12 protein-coding genes are annotated in these 9369 nt (G+C 63.5%); 5 read left to right on the top strand and 7 right to left on the bottom strand.

What is annotated here, in order from left to right:
- The 4 genes from G6N73_RS06320 to G6N73_RS06305 all read right to left on the bottom strand — a co-directional run.
- Positions 1-538, bottom strand: a 538-nt coding sequence (locus G6N73_RS06320) for a carbonic anhydrase (RefSeq protein ID WP_246251694.1), incomplete at its 3' end; no start/stop codon positions are given.
- A gap of 169 nt (positions 539-707) precedes the next feature.
- Positions 708-1277 (bottom strand): histidine phosphatase family protein, encoded by a 570-nt coding sequence (locus G6N73_RS06315; protein WP_165024844.1) that lies wholly within the window; start codon positions 1275-1277, stop codon positions 708-710.
- 28 nt (positions 1278-1305) lie between these two features.
- Positions 1306-1824 (bottom strand): nuclear transport factor 2 family protein, encoded by a 519-nt coding sequence (locus G6N73_RS06310; RefSeq protein WP_343044560.1) that lies wholly within the window; start codon positions 1822-1824, stop codon positions 1306-1308.
- Positions 1825-2078: 254 nt separating this feature from the next.
- Positions 2079-2846 (bottom strand): ChbG/HpnK family deacetylase, encoded by a 768-nt coding sequence (locus tag G6N73_RS06305; protein WP_246251702.1) that lies wholly within the window; start codon positions 2844-2846, stop codon positions 2079-2081.
- A 9-nt stretch (positions 2847-2855) separates the two neighbouring features.
- On the opposite strand from G6N73_RS06305, the gene G6N73_RS36745 reads away from it, so the two are divergent.
- A complete protein-coding gene (locus G6N73_RS36745) occupies positions 2856-3008 on the top strand; it encodes a hypothetical protein (protein ID WP_246251708.1) in 153 nt (50 codons plus the stop codon).
- Between the two features lie 84 nt (positions 3009-3092).
- Here G6N73_RS36745 and G6N73_RS06300 read toward each other — a convergent pair whose 3' ends face one another.
- From G6N73_RS06300 to G6N73_RS06290, 3 genes are read right to left on the bottom strand one after another with little or no spacing between them, the layout of a single operon-like run.
- Entirely contained in the window at positions 3093-3428 is a 336-nt protein-coding gene (locus G6N73_RS06300; RefSeq protein ID WP_165024841.1) for a hypothetical protein, read from the bottom strand.
- A complete protein-coding gene (locus G6N73_RS06295; RefSeq protein ID WP_165024894.1) occupies positions 3428-4294 on the bottom strand; it encodes a DUF6772 family protein in 867 nt (288 codons plus the stop codon). The genes G6N73_RS06300 and G6N73_RS06295 overlap by 1 nt, the downstream gene beginning before the upstream one ends.
- A gap of 41 nt (positions 4295-4335) precedes the next feature.
- On the bottom strand, positions 4336-5502 hold the full coding sequence (locus G6N73_RS06290) for a mandelate racemase/muconate lactonizing enzyme family protein (RefSeq protein ID WP_165024840.1): 1167 nt from the start codon (positions 5500-5502) through the stop codon (positions 4336-4338).
- A gap of 121 nt (positions 5503-5623) precedes the next feature.
- Between G6N73_RS06290 and G6N73_RS06285 the strand changes: the two genes are divergently transcribed.
- Genes G6N73_RS06285 through G6N73_RS06270 form a run of 4 tightly spaced genes read left to right on the top strand, consistent with a single transcriptional unit; the run spans position 5624 to position 9360 of the window.
- Complete coding sequence (locus G6N73_RS06285) at positions 5624-6382, top strand: FadR/GntR family transcriptional regulator (protein WP_165024839.1); 759 nt, start codon at positions 5624-5626, stop codon at positions 6380-6382.
- Positions 6379-7170: an SDR family NAD(P)-dependent oxidoreductase gene (locus G6N73_RS06280; RefSeq protein ID WP_165024838.1), complete on the top strand. Its 792-nt coding sequence runs from the start codon at positions 6379-6381 to the stop codon at positions 7168-7170. Before G6N73_RS06285 ends, G6N73_RS06280 begins: the two co-directional genes overlap by 4 nt.
- Positions 7167-8081, top strand: coding sequence for an SMP-30/gluconolactonase/LRE family protein (locus G6N73_RS06275; RefSeq protein ID WP_165024835.1), 915 nt, complete (start codon positions 7167-7169; stop codon positions 8079-8081). Before G6N73_RS06280 ends, G6N73_RS06275 begins: the two co-directional genes overlap by 4 nt.
- A 31-nt stretch (positions 8082-8112) precedes the next feature.
- A complete protein-coding gene (locus G6N73_RS06270; RefSeq protein ID WP_165024832.1) occupies positions 8113-9360 on the top strand; it encodes an extracellular solute-binding protein in 1248 nt (415 codons plus the stop codon).
- Positions 9361-9369 lie beyond the last annotated feature (9 nt).

Genomic DNA, 9369 nt, shown 5'->3' with positions numbered 1-9369 from the left:
CCCCGACCGAGGCTTTGCCACCCGCCTCGGCCGGGAAAGCCGCGGCCAGGCTCGCAAACGTCTCGTTCTTCGCACCCGGGGTCAGGAACACGCCCAGCACGCCGAGCGCACCGCTTTCGGGATTCTTATGGACGAAATGCACCTCCATGGGGAAGGTCTTGCCTTCCACCAGATGTTCACTCGGCGCGTGGAAATGAAATTGCAGCAGGTCGTAGGCCTTGCCGCCCCGGGTGAGGGTGCTGCCTTCCGGCAGGTTGATCTGGATCGTGTGGCCGTTATTGACGACCGCGCCGCCGCCTGCCTTCCAGTCGATGCCGATTTGCGGGATATCCGCCTTGATGGCGCCAGTCAGGTTCAGGGGCGACTGCTGCACCCCGGCCGAGCATGCGGCGTTGGCGCCATCGAGCGCCCCCCAGTGCTCCGGACCGTTTTTCCCACCATAACTCCAATGGACGCCTTCGTCGGCAATACCTGCCCGCGCGCAGATCGCGCATGCGCCCAATGCTATGAATCCTTTAATTAAATTGCGCCGTTGCATGTCGTTCTTTCATTCCATTTCTGTTGCGGGATCAAAAGCCTCTGCGTCCGCAGAGGATGAGTTGAATGGCTTCGCCGCGCGTGTCGCCCGCCTGAGGAGCGGGAAGGGGACCCGAGCGGAAGATGGCCGGCGCCGCTCGGGCCGGAAATCCGGCCAATTGACGCATCATTCAGAAAGGCGCTGGCACCCGGCCGATGACCTCGACGGGACGATCGGCGTGAATCCGCGCAACGATCATCTCGCCTCGATCAGGCACTTCACCGGTAAGGCCGGTGATGTTGACCTGATGCGTGACGAAGATGGCAGGTCCGCCGAAACTCTGCTCGCGGAGCCAGTCCAGGAGAGCGGCCGAGCGTGCCGGTCCCGCCGAACTGTCGCCGAAGAACGAATTGAGTAGGTCGAGCGGCACAACCTCGCCCAGGCCAAGCAGGCGGGCCGTGTCGAGGCAGCGGCACCACTGGCTCGAATAAACGGCCGCCGAGGCGATGCCGTTCGCGCGGAACAGATCGCCGATCGCGCGGGACTGAGCCCGCCCGTCTTCCGACAGATTGCGCTGGGTGCTGCAATCGCCGAGCTTGAACCCAGGCGGATCGCCCGAGCCCGGAGCCTCGGCATGGCGCAGCAGGACGATGGCTTTTCCGGACCGCAGCTCCGCCCAGAACGGCTCTGCGGCCTGCGCTTTCTCGAAGCCGGCCGCCACGAGCGACAGGGCGAGAAATTGTCGGCGTCCAATTGGCATTCGCTCTGAACCTCGAAGCAATTCCGGCCTATTCGCCGGGCTGGAGATCGGGGGACTCGCCTACCAGGGCAGGATCCCAATGCTCCACCGCCTTGCCGTCCACGATCCGCCACATGTCGAACCAGGTAGTGCTGTAACCGCCGTTCGGGTGCTTTTGATCCTTGACCTCGCGCGGATAGGTGACGACCACCAGATCGCCCTCGGCGGTGACCGAGGTGATCGGCATGCCGAGCTTTTCGGGGATCGGCTTCGGCTCCACCTTCAGGACTTCGGTGAAGTATTTGACGACGGCCTCGCGACCGCTGGCGGCGTTCGGATTGTGCTGGACGTACTCCTCCGACAGGAACTGGTCGGCCATGTCCCAGTGGCCCGCTTCGAGCAGGTCCCTGATGATGTGATAGGCAACCTGCTTGTTGGCGTGGAGCTTGGGATCGGGGCTCGTGAACAGCTCTTCCGCATTGCTGGCGGCAATCACGGGCTCCTGCGCGAAAGCCGGAAACCCGCTGCAGGCGGCGGCGATCAGCACCGCAAACAGAACTCGTTTCACACTGATTTCCTTTCCATACTTCGGCGTCTGTTGATATTCGGGCCATGACGGCTTGCCGCAAACCAGGCGGGTGTTCATCGCCTTCACTCGAGCGAGTTGCGGCCTCGAAGACTGCAAATAGCAAGGCAGCTTATGTTTGGTAAGTACCAACAAAAAAGTAAGTGTCGCACGCACCGAAGCCCTGGCTGTTTATTCCGGCTCGGCAATGGTCGCACAAGGCGATAACCACCGGCTGCGATCAAATCGGCAGAGTATCAGCCTCCCGCGCGCATCGCGTCGCGGAAAGACCGCATGCCAACGAGGCTCAGCCCTGCAGCTTCGATCAAAGTCTTGGCGCGGCCAGAGCGAAAGAACTGGTATTCGGCTAGCCTGGTCGGCGCGTCGTCAGAAATCATCGCGAAGTCCCCGGGCGCTGTGAAATGGAAAGCGCCCCAATTGAGCCCCGGGACAGCTGCACTGAAAATTTCTGCATAAGCGTCTTTATCGGGAGCCGGATTGCCGAAGGGCGTCATCAGGAAACGTTGGAAATCAGGATTGCCCCGTTCCACCGATCGTTTGAATTCGGGTTCGAAATTGAAATCGGCGGGCGCCATCTTGCCGACGTCACGTGTCAGGACGATCGGCAGGCGGAATTCTTCGCCCAGACGTTGGTAGAGATCAACAAACTCGGGCTGCCATACGGTTCCCATATGCGAGTCGAGATGCGTCGCGTCGATTCCGGCTTCGAGCGCCGTTTCAATTTGTGCGCGCAGCTCTTCCTCGACCGCCTTCAAATCCGCCGCGCGCGCATCTGCAACGCTGCTCCAGAAGAACCCGCTTTCGTCGGTCAGGCCGTTCCGTTTTACTCCAGTGAGCGGCCGCCAGCGGAAGCCGGGAAATTCGGCGGTCAAGGTCAGATGCACGCCGATATCCAGGTCCGGCCGCTCGCGCGCAATCGCTGCTATCTCGGGAAACCAGGCGCAAGGCACCATCACCGAGCCGGAGGTCACCACTCCCATGTCGAACAGCTCAACGAACGCCATGTTGGCGCTATGGCTTCCGCCAAGGTCGTCGTGGTGCATTACGAGCATGCGGATTGGAAGAGCTTCGGCCATCGCGGCAGGGTAGTCAGAAGGCGTCCACATGTCAGCCTGTTTCGGCATGCCTTCGACGTGAGGCGGGCGTGGGACGCCGAGTGGGCCTGATTCAGGTTCGCGCCGCCAAGACATACGCGATATCTCCAGAGGAGATCACGTCACAGCGGGCTATCTCGAATCGATGACGCGTGTTCAAGCCTTGAGGTGAACTGTCACGAGCACGGTGCACTCCGCCCCTTGCTCGAATTGCGTCGCCACGCGCAGCCAGTTGCCGAAGCATGTCAGTCGAGCGGCCGCGATCGCATCCTTTTGACTCGGCATCCGGAATTCGGTTCCTTCGCGCAGCCAATGCATGCCGTCCGGCGATATCTCGATCCAACCGGTCGGCGATGCGCCGACCGGCTGTTTGAGCGCCCGGATGAAGAACAGCGCCTCGCGCGCCCAGCCGGCTTCGTAGGGTTCGCTGGCCGCGTCGCCGGTCCAGCGTTCGTTGCGGGCGATGACTGCCGTGATGTTTTCGGGCAGCATCAGAAGTCTCCCGATATGCAGATGGAATCGACGTAAAGGAAGGCGCGCTTTGCCACGTCGGTTTCGGCGAACAGGCAGAAATTCAGCATGCACCAGAGGTTCTTCATGGCCGGGATGCGGATCGAATCGAAACCCGACAGGTCGAAGTTGCGGTCGTTGCAGTGCAGACCCAGCGCCCGCATCGATTCCAGGTCAAAATCGAAGCGCAGATAGCTCCAGTTCACCTTGGTCGCTATCTCGTTGTAGCAGAGGCGCTGCTCGCCATCCGGCAGGTCGAGCCAGCCTTCGGGCGCCAGGTGATAATGGCTCAATATCTTGTCGCCGGCGCCGACCGCCTCGAACCTCGTTGTCTCGCGCTTGTACTGCCACTTCTGCAGGTGCTTGCCGTCGGCGGCGTTGAGGAAGCGCAGATGCGGCATCACCCGCTCGCCGTCGCCGTCGCGGTCGCCGCACTGCAGGTCGAACAGGAAGCCGATCGAACGCACGTCGGTTTCCGACAGTTTGAGCTCGCTCGCTTCCGGCTTGAAGGTGAAATAGAGTTCGAAGCGGATCGGCCCGCGCTTGCGGAAGGTGTGTCGCTTGATGGCGACGTTTCGCGCGCCTGGCCTGGCCCGCGTCGCGATCTTCAGCGCATAGGAAGAGTCCATGGCGCCATGCGAACCGGCATCCCAATGGCCGAGCGTGGAAAGCATGGCGCTGGAATGCTGCGCATAGCCCGGCAGCATCGTATCCAGATCGTCTTCGTAGTTGCCGACAAGCTGCGACCAGCCGCAATGGCCGCGCGAGAAATCGTCGAAGGAGATGATCCGGGGGAGGGGATCGAAACGGCTGAGCGCCGGATCGGCGCGCAATATAGCGAGGCGCATTGCTTCGGCCATGTCGGTCGCGGCAAGATCGGCAGGTGCTTTCATCCGGCCCTCAATCTTTTCACCGCGTCCCAATCGATCTCGATGCCGAGGCCAGGTCCGGTCGGCACCGGCAGCAGCCCGTTCTTCTGCCGGTCGGCGCCCGGCGCCGCGCCGGTTATCGCGGTCTTGAACGGGCTGGAGTCGGTCTCGCACTCCATCGCGCGCAGGTTTGGCATTGCAGCGGCGAGATGCACGCTGGCCGTCTCGCACACGATGCCCGACATGCCGATATGCGGCGCGTACTGGACGTCGTGGGCCGCCGCGAACTCGGCCATGCGCCGCGTCTCGGTGATTCCGCCGGAGCGCGCGACATCGGGCTGGAGGTAGGAAAGCGTACGGTTTTCGACCAGCCGCATCGCCTGGTCGAGCGTGAAATTGCTTTCGCCCGCCGCCAGTGGCGTGGCGCAACGGCGATGCAGTTCCTCGTAGCCGCGTTCGTCCTCGGGACGGAGCGGCTCCTCGAACCAGAAATAGGCATTATCGGTCAGCGCGCGGCCGACCTCGACCGCTTCCTCCAGCGTGTAGGCCCAGTTGGCGTCGACGCACAGTTCGATGTCGTCGCCCGCCCGTTTGCGCAATCGCTCGATCCGCCGTCGCGCTTCCTTTACCGGATTGGCGATCTTGACCTTGATGCGCGGAAATCCCTTTTCGAGATAGCGGTCGAGCTCGCAATCCATGAACTCGTCGCCGCCCCAATTGACGGAAGCGGCGTAGACCGGGACTTCGGTGCGGCCAACGCCGCCGAGCAGGCGGTGGATTGGCAGGCCGGCGATCTTGCCGAGAATGTCCCAGAGGGCAATGTCGACGCCGGCGATCGCCTCGAATAGCATGCCTCCGGAGCGGCCGGACAGCGCGCGGCGCATGGTCCGCCAATGCGTTATGATATCCGTGGGGTTGCCGCCGACGAGCCGCGGCTTGAGCGAGGTCTCGATGAGATCGGCGTAGGCTTTCGGCGAAAATCGCGCCAGCGCCTCACCCACGCCGGTGATGCCGGCGTCCGTGCGCACCTCGACAAGCACGATCGAAACCTCGGTATACTTCCCCCACGATGTCACTGTCGGCTGCGGCAGCTTCTGGGTCAGCGGATGTGCAATCACATCGGTGATGCGGATGTCCGCCTTGTCGCTGCCGTCAACCGTCAACTCGTTCTCTCCCGCGTGTCGCATCGCGGCCACCCGATGGGCCGACGCTGGAATTTCTAGCGAGCGCCAAGCAGCTTGGCAACTGATAAACTTAGTTGCTAAGTTATAAAATGCTGTGCTAGCTGTTGCGCAATCGAGGATGCGAATGACCGCAAGTCCGACCCGAAAGCCGATCTTCTCCACCAAGCTCGCGAGCCCGTTGCGGCTGGCGGACGCAGTGTCGGATGCGATTGCGGCCGCGTTGTTCGACGGCCGGATCGCGCCCGGCGAGGCGCTGCCGCCGGAAGGCGAGATCGCCCGGGAGTTCGGTGTGTCGAAACCGATCGCCCGCGAGGCGCTGCGCCAACTCACCTCTGCGGGGCTGATCTTCACCCAGCAAGGCAAGGTCGCGCGCGCCAAGGCGCTCAACGGCGAGCCGCTCGAGCGCATCTACGGCTATGCCGTGCGTTCGAGCCTTGAGCGGCTGCGCGAAGCCAACGAGATGCGCCGGGTGATTGAAACGGGCATTGCGCGGCTTGCCGCGGAGCGCCGCGACCAGGCCGGGCTCGAAGCCATGAAGCAGGGCCTTGCCGACATGCGCGCCTCCCTTCGCGAACCGTCCGGCTTCACCGAGGCGGACATCCTGTTCCACCTCGGCCTCGCCATGGCGACCGGCAATTCGATGATCCGCGTCCAGATGGAAGGCTTGCGCTCCGTGCAGCGCGAGGTCTCCGAACTTTTCTCGCGCCGCGCCAACCGCACGGACGCGGACTGGAATGCGACGATCGAACGCCACCAGGCGATCTACGAGGCGGTCGTGGCCGGCGACGCCGATCTCGCCGAACAGAAGATCAGGGTCCATTTCGACGCGGCCGACATTGCTTCGTTCGAAGTCGCCGACAAGCTCGCGGCTGCGAAACGATGAGCGCGGACCGTTTTTCGCTGGAAGGCAAGCGGGCGCTGGTGACCGGCGCCAACTCAGGCATCGGCAGGGCGATCGCGCTTGCGCTGGCGGAGCATGGAGCGGGCATCGTGCTGCACCACTTCGGCGATGCGCAGGGCGCGGCCGGGGTCGCAAATCAGATCGGTCGGGATACGCCCGTGGTGGAGGCGGATTTCACCGATACCGCCGCCGCGGCCGCGCTGGCCGACGACGTGCTGGCGAACCACGGTCCGATCGACATCCTGATCGCCAATGCCGCGATCGGGAGGCGGCTGCCCTGGCAGGAGACATCGCCGGATCATATCGAGGCGCATGTCGCGGCGAATTTCACTTCATTGCTGACGCTGACGCGCCGGCTCGTACCCGCCATGGCGGAGCGCGGCTGGGGCAGGGTGGTGGCGACCGGCAGCGTGATGGCCATGCGCCCACGAGCGGAAACCGTGGTGTACGCCTCCGTCAAGGCGGCGCAACTGGTCGCCATACGGGCCATCGGCCGCGAGGTCGCTGACCGCGGCGTAACCATGAACGTCGTGTCGCCAGGCGCGATCGAAACCGAAGCGACGGCGCATCGCTACGCTGATGCCGCGTTCCGTCGCGCTGTGGTGGCGAAAATCCCCACTGGGCGACAGGGCCGTCCGGACGATCTCGTCGGCGCTTTCGTCTTCCTGTGCAGCGATGCCGCGAGCTACGTCACCGGCGCGGACATCCCGGTCGATGGCGGCTGGACGATAGGCGATGCGCCCGGCGCACTGCCCGGAGAGACGGCATGACCGGCGTGCCTAAAATCTCCGTTTTCCACGACGGGCGCGACCGGGTCGGCGAGAGCCCTCTTTGGGATGCCGGCTCGGCTTCGTTGTGGTGGGTAGACATCGAAGGCATGGCGCTGCGCTGCAAGCATGTGGCGAGCGGGCAGCTGACCAGCTTCGCTCTCGACATCATGCCCGGAGCGCTCGCGCTTGATGAGGACGGCTCGGTCATCGTCGCGGCCGGCGTCGGCTGGTATCGTTTTGATGCCGAGGCCGGTGTGCTGGCCCTTATCGCCGAAGTGACGACGCCGCGCACTGACATGCGCATGAACGACGGCGTTGTCGATCCGGCCGGCCGATTTTGGGCCGGCACGATGCACATGCCGCCCGAACGCGAGCCGATGGGAACCCTCTACGTGTTTGACGACAACAAGGCCGTGGCGGCGGTCGAGGGTCTTCGCACCCAAAACGGTTGCGCGATCTCTCCGGACGGCAAGACATTCTACCTCGCCGACAGCCACCCCGCGGTCCGCACGATCTGGGCGTTCGATTTCGATGTCGATACGGGCGTGCTCGCCAATCGCCGCGTCTTCCACAAACCGTCGCGCGGGCGGCCGGACGGCGCCTGCATCGACGCCGACGGCTGCTACTGGTTCGCGGCCGTCGAGGGCGGATGCATCACTAGGCTCGATCCCGACGGCAACGAGATCGCGTCGATCGACCTGCCGATGTCGCGCCCGACCAAGCCCGCCTTCGGCGGCGATGATCTCTCGACCATTTTCGTCACCTCGATGAGCGCCGGGCTGGACACCGCCCAGCTTGCAGGCGAGCCGCTGGCCGGGTCAGTCCTCGCCGTCGAGGTCGGAGTGCGCGGCTTCGCTCAGCCACGCTTCAGGAGAATACCCGCACGGCAACCCGCCGCCGCGGGTTCGTAGAAACGGCTATCGAATCCAGGGAGGAGACCACATGAAAGCCGCAAGAACATATTTAACAGCGTCTGCATTGGCGATCGGCTTGATGTCGACGTCCGCGCTGGCGGAGGAACTTCGCTTCACCGTCTGGTCTGGCAACGAGGCGCACCTGAAGATGCTGAACGGCATTGCCGAAAGCTTCAAGGCCACGCATCCGGACGTCACCGTGAAGTTCGAGACCATTCCGCCGGCCGACTACACCCAGAAGCTCACCTTCCAGATCGCCGGCGGCAACCCGCCGGATCTTGGCTGGATGATGGAAGACGCGGCGCCGACCTTCGAGAAAGCCGGCGTCCTGATGGACATCGGGCCGTCCGTGAAAGCCGCCGAGGGCTATGATTTCGGCGACCTTTCGCAGGCTGCGATGGGCCTGTGGCAGGATGGTGACAAGGTGTACGGCATTCCGTTCTCCACCTCGCCGTTCATGATCTACTACAATAAGGCGATGTTCGACGAAGCCGGTCTCGAGGACCCGCTGGCGCTCGCCGCCAAGGGCGAGTGGAACATGGACAAGTTCCAGGAAGTCGCCAGGAAGCTCACCGAAGCCAACCCGGGCAAATGGGGCTTCGAGTTCAAGGATGGCGAGGGCTACGCCTCGCGCGTCATGCACGCGCTGATGCCGCCGATCCGCGCCTATGGCGGCGATGCCTGGGTAAATGGAGAATGCGGTTTCGACAAGCCGGAAGCCGTCGCTGCGGTGACGCAACTGCATGACATGGTGTTCAAGGACAAATCGATCGTGCCGCCGGGAGAACAGGGCGACTACTTCTCCGGCAACTCGGCGATGACAATCAACCAGATCTCGCGCGCGTCGAAAATGCCCGAAGCCGGCTTCGAATGGGGTATCGCTCCGCTGCCTACCGGCCCGGGCGGTGAATCTCCCGTGATCGGCCAGGCCGCTATCGTCGTCTTCGACCAGGGCAAGCAGAAGGACCTCGCCGCCGAGTTCGTCGCGCACATGACGAACAAGGAGAACGTCGCCACCATGGCGCAGTTTTTCCCGCCGGCGCGCAAGAGCGTTCTCGAAACCGACACCTTCATCAACAGCAACAAGCTGATCCCGGCCGACCAGATGAAAAACCTGAGCGCAGCGATCTCGGCCGGCAAAGTGCTGCCGAGCCATGAGAAGAGCCCGCAGATTCTTGCCGCTATGGCGCCGCGAATCGATGGGCTGTGGAAGGCCGACGCAAATGTTGAAGAGTCGCTGAAAGCCGTCTGCGCATCGATCGAGCCTCTGCTGTAGCGACCGGCC

The organism is Allomesorhizobium camelthorni, from assembly GCF_011045125.1.
GTDB lineage: Bacteria > Pseudomonadota > Alphaproteobacteria > Rhizobiales > Rhizobiaceae > Allomesorhizobium > Allomesorhizobium camelthorni.
The sequence above is the reverse complement of the archived record's forward strand: the minus strand, read 5'-3'. Positions and strand labels throughout refer to the sequence as shown.

What these genes read in the sequence shown, in the direction of transcription:
- G6N73_RS06275 (WP_165024835.1), top strand. Translation starts at nt 7,167, where the DNA reads ATGACCGGCGTGCCTAAAATCTCCGTTTTCCACGACGGGCGCGACCGG.
- G6N73_RS06315 (WP_165024844.1), bottom strand. Translation starts at nt 1,277, where the DNA reads ATGCCAATTGGACGCCGACAATTTCTCGCCCTGTCGCTCGTGGCGGCC.
- G6N73_RS06305 (WP_246251702.1), bottom strand. Translation starts at nt 2,846, where the DNA reads ATGGCGTTCGTTGAGCTGTTCGACATGGGAGTGGTGACCTCCGGCTCG.
- G6N73_RS06290 (WP_165024840.1), bottom strand. Translation starts at nt 5,502, where the DNA reads ATGCGACACGCGGGAGAGAACGAGTTGACGGTTGACGGCAGCGACAAG.
- G6N73_RS06295 (WP_165024894.1), bottom strand. Translation starts at nt 4,294, where the DNA reads ATGCGCCTCGCTATATTGCGCGCCGATCCGGCGCTCAGCCGTTTCGAT.
- G6N73_RS06300 (WP_165024841.1), bottom strand. Translation starts at nt 3,428, where the DNA reads ATGCTGCCCGAAAACATCACGGCAGTCATCGCCCGCAACGAACGCTGG.
- G6N73_RS06280 (WP_165024838.1), top strand. Translation starts at nt 6,379, where the DNA reads ATGAGCGCGGACCGTTTTTCGCTGGAAGGCAAGCGGGCGCTGGTGACC.
- G6N73_RS36745 (WP_246251708.1), top strand. Translation starts at nt 2,856, where the DNA reads ATGGCTTCCGCCAAGGTCGTCGTGGTGCATTACGAGCATGCGGATTGG.
- G6N73_RS06285 (WP_165024839.1), top strand. Translation starts at nt 5,624, where the DNA reads ATGACCGCAAGTCCGACCCGAAAGCCGATCTTCTCCACCAAGCTCGCG.
- G6N73_RS06270 (WP_165024832.1), top strand. Translation starts at nt 8,113, where the DNA reads ATGAAAGCCGCAAGAACATATTTAACAGCGTCTGCATTGGCGATCGGC.